Source organism: Arthrobacter sp. 05T410, assembly GCF_056396505.1.
This window is the reverse complement of the sequence record NZ_JBFTLP010000006.1, coordinates 148,926-165,634: the sequence shown is the minus strand read 5'-3', so window position 1 is coordinate 165,634 and position 16,709 is coordinate 148,926. Positions and strand designations below refer to the sequence as shown.

The 16,709-nt window shown below is 67.8% G+C and carries 15 protein-coding genes; 12 read left to right on the top strand and 3 right to left on the bottom strand.

Annotation, left to right across the window (positions count from 1 at the left end; translation table 11 throughout):
• The first annotated feature begins 11 nt into the window (after nucleotides 1-11).
• The 10 genes from lysS to dhaM all read left to right on the top strand — a co-directional run bounded on the left by lysS (nucleotide 12) and on the right by dhaM (nucleotide 11,208).
• A complete protein-coding gene (gene lysS / locus AC1DFR_RS10960; protein WP_223914694.1) occupies nucleotides 12-1,544 on the top strand; it encodes a lysine--tRNA ligase in 1,533 nt (510 codons plus the stop codon).
• 2 nt (nucleotides 1,545-1,546) lie between these two features.
• Nucleotides 1,547-1,717, top strand: coding sequence for a hypothetical protein (locus AC1DFR_RS10955; RefSeq protein ID WP_223914693.1), 171 nt, complete (start codon nucleotides 1,547-1,549; stop codon nucleotides 1,715-1,717).
• A 152-nt stretch (nucleotides 1,718-1,869) separates the two neighbouring features.
• Nucleotides 1,870-2,196 (top strand): histone-like nucleoid-structuring protein Lsr2, encoded by a 327-nt coding sequence (locus AC1DFR_RS10950; protein ID WP_028276918.1) that lies wholly within the window; start codon nucleotides 1,870-1,872, stop codon nucleotides 2,194-2,196.
• A 590-nt stretch (nucleotides 2,197-2,786) separates the two neighbouring features.
• Nucleotides 2,787-5,279: an ATP-dependent Clp protease ATP-binding subunit gene (locus AC1DFR_RS10945; RefSeq protein WP_476856120.1), complete on the top strand. Its 2,493-nt coding sequence runs from the start codon at nucleotides 2,787-2,789 to the stop codon at nucleotides 5,277-5,279.
• A gap of 255 nt (nucleotides 5,280-5,534) precedes the next feature.
• Nucleotides 5,535-7,658 carry a S9 family peptidase gene (locus AC1DFR_RS10940; protein ID WP_476873311.1) on the top strand — a complete coding sequence of 708 codons (2,124 nt, stop codon included), beginning with the start codon at nucleotides 5,535-5,537 and terminating at the stop codon, nucleotides 7,656-7,658.
• 60 nt (nucleotides 7,659-7,718) lie between these two features.
• Nucleotides 7,719-8,252, top strand: coding sequence for an amino-acid N-acetyltransferase (locus AC1DFR_RS10935; protein ID WP_476856122.1), 534 nt, complete (start codon nucleotides 7,719-7,721; stop codon nucleotides 8,250-8,252).
• A 212-nt stretch (nucleotides 8,253-8,464) separates the two neighbouring features.
• Nucleotides 8,465-8,746, top strand: a complete 282-nt coding sequence (locus AC1DFR_RS10930) for a hypothetical protein (protein ID WP_476849902.1) — start codon at nucleotides 8,465-8,467, stop codon at nucleotides 8,744-8,746.
• Nucleotides 8,747-8,903: 157 nt separating this feature from the next.
• Nucleotides 8,904-9,905 carry a dihydroxyacetone kinase subunit DhaK gene (dhaK, locus tag AC1DFR_RS10925; protein WP_476849901.1) on the top strand — a complete coding sequence of 334 codons (1,002 nt, stop codon included), beginning with the start codon at nucleotides 8,904-8,906 and terminating at the stop codon, nucleotides 9,903-9,905.
• A gap of 2 nt (nucleotides 9,906-9,907) precedes the next feature.
• Nucleotides 9,908-10,540 carry a dihydroxyacetone kinase subunit DhaL gene (dhaL, locus tag AC1DFR_RS10920; RefSeq protein WP_223914688.1) on the top strand — a complete coding sequence of 211 codons (633 nt, stop codon included), beginning with the start codon at nucleotides 9,908-9,910 and terminating at the stop codon, nucleotides 10,538-10,540.
• Nucleotides 10,537-11,208, top strand: a complete 672-nt coding sequence (gene dhaM, locus AC1DFR_RS10915) for a dihydroxyacetone kinase phosphoryl donor subunit DhaM (RefSeq protein WP_476849900.1) — start codon at nucleotides 10,537-10,539, stop codon at nucleotides 11,206-11,208. Before dhaL ends, dhaM begins: the two co-directional genes overlap by 4 nt.
• A gap of 3 nt (nucleotides 11,209-11,211) precedes the next feature.
• Here dhaM and AC1DFR_RS10910 read toward each other — a convergent pair whose 3' ends face one another.
• Together AC1DFR_RS10910 and AC1DFR_RS10905 are read right to left on the bottom strand one after the other, a co-directional pair.
• Entirely contained in the window at nucleotides 11,212-11,709 is a 498-nt protein-coding gene (locus AC1DFR_RS10910) for a hypothetical protein (RefSeq protein WP_476873310.1), read from the bottom strand.
• A 16-nt stretch (nucleotides 11,710-11,725) separates the two neighbouring features.
• Nucleotides 11,726-12,562 (bottom strand): HhH-GPD family protein, encoded by an 837-nt coding sequence (locus tag AC1DFR_RS10905; RefSeq protein WP_476873309.1) that lies wholly within the window; start codon nucleotides 12,560-12,562, stop codon nucleotides 11,726-11,728.
• 275 nt (nucleotides 12,563-12,837) lie between these two features.
• Between AC1DFR_RS10905 and AC1DFR_RS10900 the strand changes: the two genes are divergently transcribed.
• The gene (locus tag AC1DFR_RS10900) at nucleotides 12,838-13,554 is read left to right on the top strand and encodes a hypothetical protein (protein WP_476873308.1); all 717 of its coding nucleotides are present in this window, start codon (nucleotides 12,838-12,840) and stop codon (nucleotides 13,552-13,554) included.
• Nucleotides 13,555-13,609: 55 nt separating this feature from the next.
• On the opposite strand, the gene disA is transcribed toward AC1DFR_RS10900, so the two are convergent.
• Entirely contained in the window at nucleotides 13,610-14,686 is a 1,077-nt protein-coding gene (disA, locus tag AC1DFR_RS10895) for a DNA integrity scanning diadenylate cyclase DisA (protein ID WP_018774911.1), read from the bottom strand.
• A 376-nt stretch (nucleotides 14,687-15,062) separates the two neighbouring features.
• On the opposite strand from disA, the gene AC1DFR_RS10890 reads away from it, so the two are divergent.
• Nucleotides 15,063-16,676 carry a peptide chain release factor 3 gene (locus AC1DFR_RS10890; protein ID WP_028276909.1) on the top strand — a complete coding sequence of 538 codons (1,614 nt, stop codon included), beginning with the start codon at nucleotides 15,063-15,065 and terminating at the stop codon, nucleotides 16,674-16,676.
• Nucleotides 16,677-16,709: the final 33 nt, after the last annotated feature.

The window sequence follows — 16,709 nt, the reverse complement described above, 5'->3', positions numbered from 1 at the left end:
ACTTGGGGATTGTGACTTCCCAAAACACCCCCACCCCGAACAACGCCGCCGAGCCGCATGATGCCAGCGAACAGACCCGCATCCGCATGGAGAAGCGCGCCAAGCTGATCGAACGCGGCGTCGAGGCATATCCGGTGGGTGTCGAACGCACGCACTCGCTCACGGAAATCCGGGAGAAATACGCCTACCTGCAGGCCGATGAAACCACTGGCGACGCCGTTGGCGTGACCGGCCGCATCGTCTTCATCCGCAACACGGGCAAACTCTGCTTCGCCACCCTCCAGGAGGGCGGCCTGGACGGGAAGGCCGTGCGGCTGCAGGTCATGCTGAGCCTGGCCAACATCGGTGAGGAGGCGCTCGCGGAGTGGAAGTCTCTCGTGGACCTCGGCGATCACGTCTTCATCAAGGGCGAGGTCATTTCCTCACGCCGCGGCGAACTCTCCGTCATGGCGGATTCCTGGACCATGGCCTCGAAGGCGCTGCGCCCGCTGCCCGTGCTGCACGCCGGGCTGAACGAAGAAACGCGTGTCCGCCAGCGCTACGTGGACCTCATTGTCCGAGACGAAGCCCGCGAGATGGTGTACACCCGCGCCGCGATCACCCGCTCCATCCGCGAAACCCTGCACCGCCAGGGCTACGTTGAGGTGGAAACCCCCATGCTGCAGCTGGTTCACGGCGGCGCCACGGCCCGTCCCTTCGAGACGCACATGAACGCCTTCGACCAGAAGATGACGCTGCGCATCGCTACCGAGCTCTACCTCAAGCGCACGGTGGTCGGCGGGATCGACCGCGTCTACGACATGGGCCGGGTCTTCCGCAACGAGGGCGTGGACTCCACGCACAGCCCCGAGTTCACCACCCTGGAGTCCTACGAGGCGTGGGCGGACCAGTTCGTCATGGCGGACCGGATCAAGGAGATCATCCTGGACGCCGCCGACGCCGCCGGTGTGGGCCGCGTGCTGCAGACCGAAGCCGGGGAGATCAACCTCGACGGCGAATGGACCTGGCTGGCGGTCTACCCGGGACTGTCCGACTTCGTGGGCCAGGAAGTAACCCCCGACACCCCGGTTGCCGAGCTGCTGGAGCTGGCTGCCAAGCACGAGGTCAAGGTCGACGCCGCCTGGGAAGCCGAGAAGCTCGTCGTCGAACTCTTCGGTGAACTGGTGGAGCCGACGTTGCTCAACCCCACGTTCGTCTACGACTATCCGCCGTCCGCGCAGCCGCTGGCCCGCCAGCACCGCGAAGACGGCCGCCTGATCGAGGCCTGGGACCTCATCATCGGCGGCATGGAGCGGGGCACGGCGTTCTCCGAACTGATCGACCCGGTCATCCAGCGCGAACGCCTCACCGAACAGTCCCGCCGTTCCGCCGCGGGTGACGTGGAGGCAATGCAGCTGGACGAAGACTTCCTCCGTGCGCTCGAGTATGGCGCGCCGCCCATGGGCGGGATCGGCCTCGGCATCGACCGGCTCGTGATGCTCTTCACCGGAGCCGGCATCCGCGAAACGATCCTCTTCCCCCTGTTGAAGCCCGAAGGACACTGAGCATGGACTATATCGCCGTATTGCTGCCCCCCATCGTGGTGGGCCTGCTTTTCTGGTTTGCCATGAAATCCATATTCAATGCCGACAAATCAGAGCGGCAGGCAGAAGCCCGCGCCCATGCCGAGGCCGAAACTAGGGCCAAAGGACCGGAATCCGGGACCCTGGGAAGCTAATTACCCGAAAGAAGTAATAGTTCCCTATTGCCGCCTTAGGTTTTCCTTTGGACAGAGTTTTGCGCTTTGACTCCCTGCTGTAACGCGGAGGATACTTATTCCAGATACATCCTGCTTTTCTAAACGCTCGATCTTTGGAAAGAGAGTCCTTTATGGCACAGAAAGTAAAAATCATCCTCGTTGATGATCTGGATGGGGGATCCGCGGACGAAACTGTCCGGTTTGGCCTTGACGGCGTCAGCTACGAAATTGACCTGTCGTCAAGCAATGCATCAGAACTGCGCTCCGCGGTGGACCGATTTGTGACGCACGCGCGCAAAACGTCAAGCGGACGCGCCACGCGCACGAAAATTTCCAGCGGACGGAATCAGGACTCTGCCCAGATCCGCCAGTGGGCACGGGACAACGGCTATGCGGTAAACAGCCGCGGACGCATCCAGGCTGAAATTCAGGAAGCCTACCAAAAGGCTAATTCCTAGCAGGGCCCGGCGTCAGGCCGCAGTGCCGGGCCCGGCATGTGGGCGCAGTATCAAGCCGCAATCACGTTTCATGCCGTCGTAATCGAGCGACTGTCAAATGCCAATGCCCCCGTTATCTGACGGGGGCATTGCCATGCCGGCGTCGGTGCGCCCGTCCGGCAGATCGGCTCGCCCGCCCGGCGATGAACAGGCTCCGCCGCCCATGTTCCTCCGCTGCAGCATTTCCAGGGAGATGTCCCGCACGAGGTGAACAATTTGCCGAAGATGGCCGCTATGGGTCCAGGCTTAGCGGCCATCTTCGTCAATTCGGGCACCTTTGCCATGCCGACGGCGCCCTTCCGTCGGTGCGTCCGTCCATCCGGCCGGCCAGCTTAGCGGCCGGTTGCGCCGATCCGGAAGGGCCGAATGCGCCCTTCCGGATCGGCGGGTTGCGCCCGTCCGGTGGGGTTCCGGGCGGTTCTTGCCCCTTGTCCGGGACCCAGTCCGGGCGCGGTTGCGCAACCCTCCGGTTTCCCCTGTGGCGAACAAGCCCCAAATCTGGAACCCGGCCACGTAGCATCAAAGTACGTCGTAGCTAGGAGTGTGGCGAAATGTTTGAGCGATTTACGGACCGTGCCCGTCGCGTAGTTGTGCTTGCCCAAGAAGAGGCACGCATGCTGAACCACAATTACATTGGTACCGAACACATCCTCTTGGGTCTGATCCATGAGGGTGAAGGTGTTGCCGCAAAAGCCCTTGAATCCTTGAGCATTTCGCTCGACGGTGTCCGCGAGCAGGTCCAGGAGATCATCGGCCAGGGCCAGCAGGCGCCCTCCGGCCACATCCCCTTTACCCCCCGCGCCAAGAAGGTCCTGGAGCTCTCGCTGCGCGAGGCGCTGCAGCTGGGCCATAACTACATTGGTACCGAGCACATCCTCCTCGGCCTTATCCGGGAGGGCGAAGGCGTTGCCGCCCAGGTGCTCGTCAAGCTCGGCGCAGACCTGAACCGGGTCCGCTCGCAGGTCATCCAGCTGCTCTCGGGTTACCAGGGCAAGGAAGCCACGGGCGCCGGTGTCGGCCCCGGGCAGGCTGAGGGGACCCCGGCCGGGTCCGTTGTCCTGGACCAGTTCGGCCGCAACCTGACCCAGGCGGCGCGCGAGAACAAACTGGACCCCGTGATCGGCCGCGAGCAGGAAATGGAACGCGTCATGCAGGTCCTTTCCCGCCGCACCAAGAACAACCCCGTGCTGATCGGTGAGCCCGGCGTCGGCAAGACCGCCGTCGTCGAGGGCTTGGCCCAGGCGATCGTCCGCGGGGACGTCCCGGAGACCATCAAGGACAAGCAGCTTTACACGCTGGACCTCGGGTCCCTCGTGGCCGGCTCCCGCTACCGCGGCGACTTCGAAGAGCGCCTGAAGAAGGTCCTCAAGGAGATCCGCACGCGCGGTGACATCATCCTGTTCATCGATGAGATCCACACCCTGGTGGGTGCCGGTGCCGCCGAAGGCGCCATCGATGCGGCCTCGATCCTGAAGCCCATGCTGGCCCGCGGCGAACTCCAGACCATCGGGGCCACCACGCTGGACGAATACCGCAAGCACATCGAGAAGGATGCCGCGCTGGAGCGCCGCTTCCAGCCGATCCAGGTCAAGGAACCCTCCGTCGCGCACGCGATTGAGATCCTCAAGGGCCTCCGCGACCGGTATGAGGCACACCACCGCGTCACCATCACCGACGGCGCCCTCGCCTCGGCGGCGGCCCTTTCCGAGCGCTACATCTCGGACCGCTTCCTGCCGGACAAGGCGATCGACCTGATCGACGAGGCAGGTGCGCGGCTCCGCATCCGCCGCATGACTGCCCCGCCGGAGCTCAAGATCATGGACGAGAAGATCGCCGCCATGAAGCTGGAGAAGGAATCCGCGATCGACGCGCAGGACTTCGAAGGCGCCGCGTCGCTGCGCGACAAGGAGCAGAAGCTCATTGCCGAGCGCGCCGAAAAGGAACGCCAGTGGAAGACCGGCGGCATGGACGACATCTCCGAAGTTGATGAAGACCTCATCGCTGAAGTGCTGGCGAACTCCACCGGCATCCCGGTCTTCAAGCTGACCGAGGAAGAGTCCTCGCGCCTGCTGAAGATGGAAGACGAGCTCCACAAGCGCGTGGTCGGCCAGAACGAGGCCATCAAGGCCCTGTCCCAGGCGATCCGGCGCACCCGTGCAGGCCTCAAGGACCCCAAGCGTCCGGGCGGCTCGTTCATCTTCGCCGGCCCCACCGGCGTCGGCAAGACCGAACTGGCCAAGGCCCTCGCCGAGTTCCTGTTCGGCGAGGAAGACGCCCTGATCACCCTGGACATGTCCGAGTACTCGGAGAAGCACACGGTGTCGCGGCTCTTCGGTGCCCCTCCGGGCTACGTGGGCTACGAGGAAGGCGGCCAGCTGACCGAGAAGGTCCGCCGTCGTCCGTTCTCCGTGGTCCTGTTCGATGAAGTGGAGAAGGCGCACGCCGATCTCTTCAACTCGCTCCTGCAGATCCTGGAAGACGGCCGCCTGACCGACTCCCAGGGCCGCGTGGTGGACTTCAAGAACACCGTGATCATCATGACCACGAACCTCGGCACCCGGGACATCTCCAAGAGCGTTGCCACCGGCTTCCAGTCCGGCACGGACACGCAGACCGGCTACAACCGGATGCGGGCCCGGGTCACGGAAGAGCTCAAGCAGCACTTCCGCCCCGAGTTCCTGAACCGTGTTGACGATGTTGTGGTCTTCCCGCAGCTGACCCAGGACGAGATCATCGAGATCGTGGACATGTTCGTCGCCCGCCTGGAGAAGCGCCTCAAGGACAAGGACATGGGCATCGAGCTCACGTCCGCGGCCAAGGTGCTCCTGGCGACCCGCGGCTACGACCCCGCCATGGGTGCCCGGCCGCTGCGACGCACCATCCAGCGCGAGATCGAGGACCAGCTCTCCGAGAAGATCCTCTTCGGCGAACTGCACGCCGGCGACATCGTGGTGGTGGACGTTGAAGGCGAAGGCGACGACGCGAAGTTCACCTTCGCCGGCAACGCCAAGCCGCGCATCCCGGAGATCGCTCCGAGCGTCTAAGCACCATCAACAACGGCCCCGCTGCCCCGAAAGGGACGGCGGGGCCTTTGCGTTGCCCGCCGCCGTCGTGAACCATTTGCCAGAGATGGCCGCTATGGGAGCTGGCTTAGCGGCCATCTTCGGCGAACGGTGGGCGGTGTCCGTGCTAAAGCGCCAGGGCCCGTCCCGCATGATTCGGGAGCCCTATCTGAAAGCAATGTTTCACTCTTAGTGAACGTTTTGTGATCGATGCCACATTCGGTGTTGAATCGGTGCATGGCTGCTAAGGACTCAGAGACCCTGAGCGAACAACCCGAGACCCCCTTCCACGATCTGGACCACTACCTCGCGATCCCCAGAGTGAGCGGTTTGACGCTGAGCCCGGACGGCACCCGGCTGGTGACCACAGTGGCGACCCTCGGCGCGAAGGGCACCGAATACTGCACCGCGCTGTGGGAGGTGGATCCGGGCGGGGCCAAACAGGCCCGCCGGATCACGCGCAGCGCCAAGGGGGAGGCCGGTGCGGTGTTTGCCGCCAACGGCGACCTGTACTTCACCTCGGCCCGTCCCGATCCGGAGAGCCCCGAGGCAGACCCGGTGAACGCCCTATGGATCCTGCCGTCCGACGGCGGCGAAGCCCGGGTGGCCTTGTCCCGGGCCGGCGGAATCGGCGGGGTCCACGCCGCCAAGGACGCCGACACCGTGGTGGTCGCGGCCTCGGTCCTGGCAGGCTCCACGGACGAGGACAATGACGAGGAACGCCGGAAAGCGCGCAAGGACAACAAGGTCGCGGCCATCCTGCACAGCGGCTACCCAGTCCGCTACTGGGACGCGGACCTGGGCCCGGCGCAGCCGCGGCTGTTCGCCGTCGAACCCGGAGACCCGTTGGAGGCCGGAAAGCCGGCCACCGTCGACGCCGCGCCGCCGCTGAAGCTGCGCAACCTGACGCCCGACGCCGGAACGCGGCTCAGGGACGCCGAATCGGTGCTCAGTCCGGACGGCACGACGATCTACAGCAGCTTCGCCAAGCCCCTCGCCAACGCCGATTCACGTTCCGTGCTGGTCGCCATCGACGTCGCCACCGGCACCCGCACGGTCCTGCTGGACACGGAAGGCCTGAGCTACTTCCCGGGCCCGGTCAGCCCGGACGGCCGGAGCCTGGTGGTGGTCAGCGAAAGCGACACCACGCCGCTGGCGGCGCCGCAGGTCAAGCTGCACCTCCTCCACGTCACTGGCCTGGCGGCAGGGGGCAGCGCCCTGACGCCGCTCGCCCATGACTGGGACCGCTGGGCCCGCCCCGCCGCATGGCTGCCGGACGGATCGGCCCTGCTGGTCACCGCCGACGAGGACGGCGCATCGCCGGTATTCCGGATCGGTGTGGCCGGAGACCCGGACGGGGCGGCCCAGGTGCTACGCCTGACGGCCGACGCCGCGGCGTACACCGACGTCGTCGTCGCACCGGACGGACGCAGCGCCTACGCCCTGCGCAGCTCCTACGAATTCCCCGCCGAACCTGTGCGGATCGACCTCGCCTCCGGTGACGTCGTCCGCCTGCCCGCGCCCGCGGAACGCCCGCACTTCAAGGGCACGCTGGAGCGCGTGGAGACGACGGCGGCCGACGGCGCCCGTGTGCCCGCGTACCTGGCCCTGCCCGAGGGCGCGTCCGCCGCGGCCCCGGCCCCGCTGCTGCTCTGGATCCATGGCGGCCCGCTGGGATCCTGGAACGCCTGGACGTGGCGCTGGAACCCGTGGCTGCTGGTGGCGCGCGGCTACGCGGTGCTGCTCCCGGACCCTGCCCTTTCCACCGGCTACGGTCAGGACCACATCCAGCGGGGCTGGGGGGAATGGGGCAAGGCTCCGTTCACCGACCTGATGGCCATCACCGACGCCGTCGTGCAGCGCTCCGACATCGACCAGACGCGCACGGCCGCCATGGGCGGCTCGTTCGGCGGGTACATGGCCAACTGGGTGGCCGGGCAGACGGACCGCTTCAAGGCAATCGTCACGCACGCCAGCCTCTGGGCCCTGGACCAGTTCGGCCCCACCACCGACGCCGCGCAGTACTGGCTCAAGGAGATGACGGCAGAGATGGCGCTGGAGAACTCCCCGCACCTGCACGTGGAGAACATCCGCACTCCCATGCTGGTCATCCATGGCGACAAGGACTACCGCGTACCGATCGGCGAGGGACTCCGGCTCTGGTACGAGCTGCTCGCCAAGTCGCAGCTGGCGGCGGACGGAAACGGCGAAACGGACCACCGTTTCCTGTATTTCCCGGACGAGAACCACTGGATCCTTCAGCCGCAGCACGCCAAGGTCTGGTACGGCGTCGTGGAGCACTTCCTGGCCAGGAACCTGCTGGACAAGGACGTTCCCGTCCCCGACGAACTAGGTCTCTGACGGCCCGGGGCCGTGCCGGCAGGGAGCCGGCCGCGCCCGGGGCACCCGTAAGATTGGGCTGTGACTGAGACCGTGACTGAGACCGCCACTGAGACGATCCGCATCCGCCCCGCCCGCACCGACGACGTTGGCGCCATCAAGACCCTCGTGGCGCCGCTGGCTGACCAGCGGATCCTCATGGCCAAGGAAACCGTGGCCTATTACGAAAGCCTGCAGGAGTTCCGGATCGCAGAATCCGAAGACGGCGAGGTGATCGGCTGCGGGGCGCTGCACGTCATGTGGGAGGACCTCGCCGAGGTCCGCACCCTCGCGGCCTCGGACGCCTGGCGCGGCAAGGGCGTGGGCCACGCGCTGGTGGAGCGCCTGCTGGAGGATGCCCGCGCGCTGGGAGTCTCCCGGGTCTTCTGCCTGACGTTCGAAGTGGAGTTCTTCAAGAAGCACGGCTTTGAAGTCATGGCTGACCAGACCGCCGTCGACCCCGTGGTGTATTCCGAGCTCCTGCGCTCGCACGACGAAGGCGTGGCCGAGTTCCTGGACCTGGCGCGGGTTAAACCGAACACGCTGGGCAACACCAGGATGATCAAGGAGCTGTAGCCCCCGCCGGGGTGCGGCTGCGCCCGGGCCAGCGAGGGCTGCGCCCCGGCCGGCGAGGGCGGCCCCGGCCGGCGAAGGCGGCGCCGGCATCGGCGGCCGCCAGGAACTCGACGTCCACGCAGGGCTTCCCTTCAATAAATTTGATGGATAAACTGATGCCGGCCCAGGGGGTGGGCCGCCATACTTCCGGAGGCAAAAAATTGCACAAAGCCGTGATTTTTCCCGATCTCTCCGCAATCCACAGGTCAATCGCCAGCGCTCCGGCAGGGCCGCCGGACCAGCCGCTGGAAGCGCTGCCGCCCGAGCCCGCCAACCACTCCTCGCCCGGCGCCGGCGCCGGCGTGACGGGGCAGACCGCCGGGGCGGTATCTGCCGCGTCAGGACCGCCGGCCGCGTCCCGCGCCCGCAAGGGCCGGCTCGCCGCGCCGCCGTTCTCATGGCTGGGCGTCGATGCCTGGCCGCATTCTCCGGCGTGGGCCGACCAACAAGCCTGAAGCGCGTGGGTTCGGAACGCACGGCCACAACCCCGCCGCCCCGGGATTCGCAGCCCGCCAGGGAGCCCGGGCCGGGGGAACGGGGAGCCTACCGCCGGCCGTGCCCCGGTAGTAGGGTCTAAGCAAGCAGCCAGGACACCATCCAGGGAGCACCGCCATGAAGAAACTCATCAATGATCCCAAAGCCGTGGTCGACGAGTCAGTGGAAGGGTTCGGGCTTGCTCACGCCGACCTCGTGACCGTCTTCCCGGACCCGAAATACATCGTGCGCAAGGACGCTCCCGTCGCAGGGAAAGTCGGGCTCGTCTCCGGCGGCGGCAGCGGACACGAGCCGCTGCACGGCGGGTACGTGGGCCTGGGCATGCTCGACGCCGCCGTCCCGGGCGCCGTGTTCACCTCTCCCACTCCGGACCAGATCCTGCCGGCCACGCTGGCCGTAAGCTCCGGCGCCGGCGTCGTGCACATCGTGAAGAACTACACCGGTGACGTCCTGAACTTCGAAACCGCCGCCGAACTCGCGCAGGCCGAAGGCGTCGAGATCCGCACCGTGCTCGTCAACGACGACGTCGCCGTGGAGGATTCGCTGTACACGGCCGGGCGCCGGGGCGTCGGCGGCACCGTCCTGGTCGAGAAAATTGCCGGTGCGGCCGCCGAGCGCGGTGACAACCTGGACGCCGTCGCCGCGATCGGTGACCGCGTCAACCAGAACGTGCGCAGCATGGGCGTGGCGTTGTCCGCCTGCACCGTTCCTCATGCCGGGGTGCCCAGTTTTGAGCTCGAGGAAAACGAGATCGAGATCGGCATCGGCATCCACGGCGAACCGGGACGGCACCGCATCCCGATGGAAAACGCCGACGGCATCACCGACCGGCTCCTGGACCCGGTGGTCAGCGACCTCGGCCTTGCTTCCGGGGACCAGGTGCTCCTGTTCGTCAACGGCATGGGCGGCACCCCGCAAAGCGAGCTGTACATCGTCTACCGCAGGGCCGCGCAGAAACTGGCCGAGCAGGGCGTCACCGTGGCCCGCTCCCTGGTGGGCAACTTCATCACCTCCCTCGAAATGCAGGGCTGCTCCATCACTGTCCTGCGCCTCGATGACGAGATGACAACGCTCTGGGACGCTCCAGTGCACACTCCGGCCCTTCGCTGGGGCGTCTGACCGTGGGCTTGGACGTCGGCTGGGCGGTGCGGTGGCTGACGCTTTCGGCGCAGGCCATGGCGGAACACCGGGTGGAACTGATCGAGCTGGACCGGCCCATCGGGGACTCGGACCACGGCGAGAACATGGACCGCGGCTTCAGGGCCGTGATGGACAAACTTGCCGAGGCGCCGCCGGAAACCCCGGCCGCGGCGCTGAAACTGACGGCCATGACCCTGATGTCCAAGGTCGGCGGGGCGGCCGGCCCGCTTTACGGCACGGCGTTCCTGCGGGCCGCCACGGCCCTGGGTGAGAGCTCCGACGTCGACGCCGCCACCCTCGCCGCCGCGCTGCAGGCCGCCCGCGACGGGATCGTCGCCCGCGGCAAGGCCGAATCCGGCGACAAGACCATGGTGGACGCCTGGACTCCCGCGATCGAGGCGGCCGCCGCAGCGGCTGGCGACGGCGACGGGGACGTCAGAAAGGTGCTGCTTGCCGCGGCGGAAGCCGCCGAAGCCGGCGCCGTGTCCACGGATCCGATGCTCGCCCGCAAGGGCCGGGCCAGCTACCTGGGGGAGCGCAGCATCGGCCACCGCGACCCCGGAGCGGTCTCCAGCGCGCTGATTCTGCGCGCCGCGGCCGGAGCGGCCGAATGACAGTCCGGCTGGTGGTCGTCTCGCACAGCTCCAAGATCGCGGACGGCGCCGTCGAACTCGCCGCGCAGATGGCTCCCGACGTCCTGATCCTCCCCGCCGGCGGCACCGACGACGGCCGCATCGGCACGAGCCTGGACAAGGTCATGGCGGCCCTGGAGCAGGCTGCCGGTGACGGTGTGGTGGTGCTCGCCGACCTCGGCTCCGCGGTGATGACGGCCGAGTCCGCTGCGGAGTTTGCAGCCGATCCAGGCTCGGTGCTGATTGCTGACGCGCCCATCGTCGAAGGACTCGTCGCGGCCGCGGTGGCTGCCCAGGCAGGGGCCGAAGCGGCAGCGGTGAAGGACGCGGCCGAGGCCGTCTACCGGCCCCCCGCCCATCCCGCGGAGGCGGGGCATGTGCACCAGCAGCCGCCGGACGCCACCGGTGACTTTGTGCTCGTCAACCAGACCGGCATGCATGCCCGGCCGGCAGCGAAGATCGCCGGAGGCCTGTCCGCCATGGACGCCGAGGTGACCGTGAACGGCGCCGATGGCGCCTCCATGACCGAGCTCATGATGCTTGCCGCCGGCAAGGGAACCGTCCTGCACGTGGAGGCCAGCGGCCCGGACGCCGCCAAGGCGGTCGACTACCTTGAACGCCTGGTCGGCTCGGGGTTCGGAGAACCGTAAGCGCTAGGGTGTCTGGCGGAGGCCGGCCGCGTCGAGCACCACGCTGGCGGTGATGAAGGTTCCGCACTGCTCACCAAACGGGTGTGCCGCCCGGGGCGTGAACGCCGCGGTCCTGGCCGGCAGCGGGTTCCCGGCGGTGTCCGTGCCCGTGGCCGTCACCTCGATCCGGCTGGCGCTCAGCGTCTCCATCATCAGCATTCCGGTCAGGGTGCCGTCGGGCGAAGAAGTGGCCGAGCAGACGCCGTCGCCGCCGTAGGGGCCCGGCTCGCAGCCTTGGTCCACGGCCGTGCTCCCGGGAACCAGTTCGAGGTCCGCCTCCTTGCAGCGGCCGTCCTGGCACGCGGCCAGATGGATGGTCCGCACTGACGGGGCGTACTCCCGGTCCACCGTGAGCGACACAACGGGCGCCTGGGCGATCGCCGGGCAGGCGGCCTCCGGCCGGCACGCGACAGCCACGACTGCGGTGAGGACCAGCACGGCCGCGGCCGCCAGCTTGCGCATGCTCCAGCGTAGATCCTCAGCCCGGGAGCCGGAAGCCGCCCTGGTGCAGTTCGGCGAGGCCGTCGCCCAGCAGCCCTGCCAGCGCCCGTTCCAGCTGCTCGGGGGCCGCGTTGAGCCGGTGCAGGGCCGCGAGCGGAATGCCGATGCCCTGCGGTTCGAAGCCCAGGTCCGCGGGAGCCTGGTGGAACAGGACCGGCGCCACGGGCTCCTCGGCTGCCCGCAGGACGGCCATCACGGCGCCGCGCACCTGCCGGTCCGTGCCGTGCCAGGCCTGTCCCTTGGGCGTGTACGTCGGCGCCGGCTCCCCGGCCGCCAACCAGGCGCAGGACTCCCGGACAGGGCACTGGCCGCACTTGGGGGACCGCGCAGTGCAGACCAGGGCGCCGAGTTCCATGACCGCGGCGTTCCAGCGCACCGAGGCGCCGGGGCGTTCCGGAAGCAGCGATGCCGCCAGCCGCATTTCGGCGGCGGTCAGGGCCTGCGCCGGCAGGGCAGAGCCGGTGACCAGCCGCGCGTGGACCCGGCGGATGTTCGTGTCCACCACCGTTTCGCGGCATCCGTAGGCGAACGCGGCGACGGCCGCGGCCGTGTAGCTGCCCACGCCCGGCAGGTCCAGGAGCTCGGTGTAGGTGCCGGGGACGGCCCCGCCGTGGCTGTCCCTGATGGCGACGGCGGCAGCATGAAGGCGCAGGGCGCGCCGGGGATATCCCAGCCGGCCCCAGGACCGGACGGCCTCCCCGGCGGGTTCGCCGGCCAGATCTGCCGGTTCCGGCCAGCGGCGCAGCCACTCCTCCCAGACCGGCAGGACCCGGACCACCGGCGTCTGCTGGAGCATCACTTCGCTGACCAGCACACCCCAGGGCGAGCAGTCCGCGGCCCGCCACGGCAGATCCCTGGCGTTGGACGCGAACCAGTCATCCAGGGCCGCATGGAGCGCTGGGAGATTGTCGGCACGGCCGGGCGCCCTGGCGGGCAGGGGGCCCCGCGGTGCCGCGGCGGATACGGGGGGCGTGGGGGCTAGAGTTTCGATCCATTCAGCGTAATAGATCGGGGTAACGGATCGGGACGGCGTCAGGTCCCGCGGCGTGGTCGGGCGCCATAGCCCGCGCGGTTCTCTAGGCTAGAAGAATGGTCAGGCAAGGCACTTCAGGTACGGGCGGTTCGCGGCCGAAAGGTTTGGCCCCGGGGCAATCCGGGCGCAAATCCGGACGGCCCCCGCTGCGCCGGGTCTACCGCCGCCGCCGGCTGTTTGCAGGGGTGGTCCTGCTGCTCGTCATCGCAGTGGCCTTCGGCGGCTTTGTGGCGGTCTCGAATGCCATGGGCGGGGGCCCGTCTTCCGGCGCCCAGCCGTCCGGGGCAGGAGCGTCGCCGGCGGCCAGCCCGGCTGGCTCCGCGTCGGGGAGCCCGACGGCGTCCGGGGAGGCTTCCGCCTCACCCACGGCCACATCGGGGGAGGGCTGCGAGCAGAATCTGATCACCGTTACGGCCGCCACCGACAAACAGGCTTACGCCGCCGGTGAGAAGCCGCTGCTGAGCCTCACGGTGACCAACAACAACAAGGTCCCGTGCGAGGTCAACATCGGGACGTCGCAGATGGAGTACATGATCACCAGCGGCTCGGACCGGATCTTCTCCTCCAAGGACTGCCAGGCGGAGAGCGCGGACCTGATGAAGACCATTGCTCCGGGCAAGAGCGAGACGGCGAACTTCCCGTGGCAGCGCAACCGCACGGTGCAGGGCTGCGAGCCCGTCGAGGCCACGCCCGGTGCCGGCGGCGCCTACTACGTCTTCACCGCGCGCCTGGCGAACAAGAACAGCCCCAAGGCCGTGTTCCAGCTCAGCTGACCCGCATAACTCCTGTTACCCCCCCGATTACCCCCCGGTGGGCTTGTGGAGGGGATTAGAGGAAGCGGTCCAGCAGGCTGGCCTCGGCCATGCGGCTCAGGCCCTCCCTGACGGTCCTGGCACGCTGGTCACCGATCCCGTCGACGGTCATGAGGTCATCGATTGTTGCCGCCATCAGGAACTGCAGGCCGCCGAAGTGGTCGACGAGCCGGTCGGCGACGGCCTTCGGCACGGCCTTGAGCCCGGAGAGCAGGCGGTAGCCGCGCGGCTGCACGACGGCGTCGAGGTTGGCCTCGCCGCCGGCGAAGCCGACGATCCCGGCGATCTTGCCCAGGTCGATCAGCTCGGTTGGGCCCAGGCTGACGAGGGCCTTGACCGCTTTGTCGATGTCCTCCGCTGTTGCGGCCGGCCCGGAGTAGTCGCGGATGATGACGTCGCTGCCCGGGCCGCGGCCGACGGTGAGCTCGTCCAGCTGCAGCGAGAGCAGGCGGCCGTCCTCGCCCAGTTCCAGGACGTACTGGGAGATTTCCTCGGAGATCCTGCGCACCATTTCCTGGCGCTGCAGGGTGACCGCGACGTCACGGACCGTCACCATGGCCTCGATTTCCAGGGCCGAGAGCGAGCTGGTGACCTGGTCCAGGCGCGAGCGGTAGCGTTCCAGGGTTGCCAGGGCCTGGTTGGCGCGGGCCAGTACCTTTTCGGAGCCCTCCAGGACGTGGCGCAGCCCGTGCACGTACAGCGCGATGATCTGCATTGACTGGCTGACCGAAATGACCGGGACGCCCGTCTGGATGGCCACGCGTTCCGCGGTCCGGTGCCTGGTGCCCGATTCCTGCGTTTCGATGCTCGAATCCGGGACGAGCTGGACCGCCGCGCGCAGGATGTTGCTGGCATCCTTGTCGCAGACGATGGCGCCGTCCATCTTCGCCAGTTCCCGCAGCCGGGTGGGGGAGAAGTCGATGCCGATCTCGAAGCCGCCCGAACAGATGGACTCGATGGTCCTGTCGATGCCCAGCACGATCAGCGCGCCGGTCCGGCCGCGGAGGATGCGTTCCAGGCCGTCGCGGAGGGCTGTGCCCGGTGCCACCCTGGCCAGGGTCGCCTTGAGCGCATCTTCAGGGCTCCGAGCCATAGATTTCCCTTCAAAGGTGCAGGGACGAGCCTGCAAGTGCGCCGGATTCCAGGGTCTCCCGGCAGGATCAAAGTACTCAGTTCCCCGCTCTCCCCATGATAGGGGTAAAGCAAGGCCACTTCCGCACAGGCAAGCCTTAAAGTGGTCCATTGCGGCGTGCCGCCGCGGGCCTCCTGAAGGGCTGCCCCGGGCGCCGTCCGTGACGGCATTTTGGTGCCCCAAGGCCGCAGCTTTGTGCCCGGGCCTCGCGCAGCTTCATGCGCGGTCGGGACGCAGCTTCGACCGTGGTCCGCGGCCTGCGATAAACTTGGATCCTTGGGTGTACCGCGGGCTCTCCGCGCCGTGACCCGTCCACTGCCGCAGCGAAAGTAGCATCGTGTCTCAAGAAGTCCTCAGCCCCGCCCGAGTCCAGGAGATTCACAAGCAGGCGGCCCGGCGCCGGACTTTCGCGGTCATTTCGCACCCCGACGCCGGCAAATCCACCCTGACGGAGGCCCTGGCGCTGCACGCAAAGGTGATCGGCACGGCCGGCGCCTCCAGCGGAAAGGCCAACCGCAAGGAGACGGTCTCGGACTGGATGCAGATGGAAAAGGACCGCGGCATCTCCATCAGCTCTGCCGCTCTGCAGTTCGCCTACCGGGACACCGTCATCAACCTCCTGGACACCCCGGGCCACGCCGACTTCTCCGAGGACACCTACCGCGTGCTCGCGGCCGTGGACTGTGCCGTCATGCTGGTCGACGCAGCGAAGGGCCTGGAAACCCAGACCATGAAGCTCTTCGAGGTCTGCAAGCAGCGCAACCTGCCCATCATCACGGTCATCAACAAGTGGGACCGGCCCGGCCTGGACGCCCTGGCGCTGATGGACGAGATCACCGAGCGCACCGGCCTGCAGCCGATGCCGCTGACCTGGGCTGTTGGCATCTCCGGCGACTTCCGCGGCGTCTGGGACCTGCGCAACGACCGCTTCGCGCAGTTCAAGCGCAACAACGCCGGCGCCAACATCGCCCTCACCGAATACTTCACCCCCGACGAGGCCGCCGCCAGCCAGGGCGACGATTGGTCCAACGCCGTGGACGAGGCCGGGCTGGTCATCGAATCCAACCTGGCGTTCGACGTCGCGGCCTTCCACGCCGGCAAGGCGACGCCGATCCTGTTCAGCTCGGCCGCGCTGAACTTCGGCGTCAAGGAAATCCTCGACGCCCTCGTTGACTTCGCCCCGCCCGCTGCCCCGCGGCCCGACGTCGACGGCGACCCCCGCCCCGTGGATGCCCCGTTCGCCGGGTTCGTCTTCAAGGTCCAGGCCGGCATGAACAAGGCCCACCGCGACCACGTTGCCTTCATCCGTGTCTGCTCCGGCATGTTCGAGCGCGGCATGGTGGTCACCCAGACCCGGACGGGGAAATCCTTCGCCACCAAGTACGCCCAGCAGGTTTTCGGCCGCGAACGCGAGGTGATCGACGAGGCCTTCCCGGGCGATGTGGTGGGGCTCGTGAACGCCTCCTCCCTCCGGGTGGGGGACAGCCTGTTCCTGGACCAGCCCGTGGAGTTCCCGGCGATCCCGCTGTTCGCCCCGGAACACTTCCAGGTGGCGCGCTCCAAGGACCCGAGCCGGTTCAAGCAGTTCCGCCGCGGCATCGAACAACTAGAGCACGAGGGTGTCATCCAGGTGCTCCGCTCCGACATCCGCGGTGACCAGGCGCCCGTTCTTGCCGCCGTCGGCCCCATGCAGTTCGAAGTGGTCGAGGACCGCATGGCGCACGACTTCAGCGCCCCGATGCGGCTGGAGCGGCTCCCGTATTCCATGGCCCGGATCTCGACCGCCGACGCCATGCCGGCGCTGGCCAACGTCCCCGGCGCCGAAGTCCTGTTGCGCTCCGACGGGGAATACCTGGCCCTGTTCAACGACGTCTGGGCCCTGCGCCGGATCGAAAAGAACCACCCTGATCTCACCCTGGTGCCGATCGGGACCCACAACCCCGCAAAATAGCCCAAGGCGGCGGACCGAAAGACTCCAGGGAAG

Bases quoted from the DNA above. Each gene is read 5' to 3' on its own strand.
- AC1DFR_RS10900 (WP_476873308.1), top strand. From the start codon at position 12,838: ATGGTCAGGCAAGGCACTTCAGGTACGGGCGGTTCGCGGCCGAAAGGT.
- AC1DFR_RS10950 (WP_028276918.1), top strand. From the start codon at position 1,870: ATGGCACAGAAAGTAAAAATCATCCTCGTTGATGATCTGGATGGGGGA.
- dhaK (WP_476849901.1), top strand. From the start codon at position 8,904: ATGAAGAAACTCATCAATGATCCCAAAGCCGTGGTCGACGAGTCAGTG.
- AC1DFR_RS10940 (WP_476873311.1), top strand. From the start codon at position 5,535: ATGGCTGCTAAGGACTCAGAGACCCTGAGCGAACAACCCGAGACCCCC.
- dhaM (WP_476849900.1), top strand. From the start codon at position 10,537: ATGACAGTCCGGCTGGTGGTCGTCTCGCACAGCTCCAAGATCGCGGAC.
- AC1DFR_RS10955 (WP_223914693.1), top strand. From the start codon at position 1,547: ATGGACTATATCGCCGTATTGCTGCCCCCCATCGTGGTGGGCCTGCTT.
- AC1DFR_RS10945 (WP_476856120.1), top strand. From the start codon at position 2,787: ATGTTTGAGCGATTTACGGACCGTGCCCGTCGCGTAGTTGTGCTTGCC.
- AC1DFR_RS10910 (WP_476873310.1), bottom strand. From the start codon at position 11,709: ATGCGCAAGCTGGCGGCCGCGGCCGTGCTGGTCCTCACCGCAGTCGTG.
- disA (WP_018774911.1), bottom strand. From the start codon at position 14,686: ATGGCTCGGAGCCCTGAAGATGCGCTCAAGGCGACCCTGGCCAGGGTG.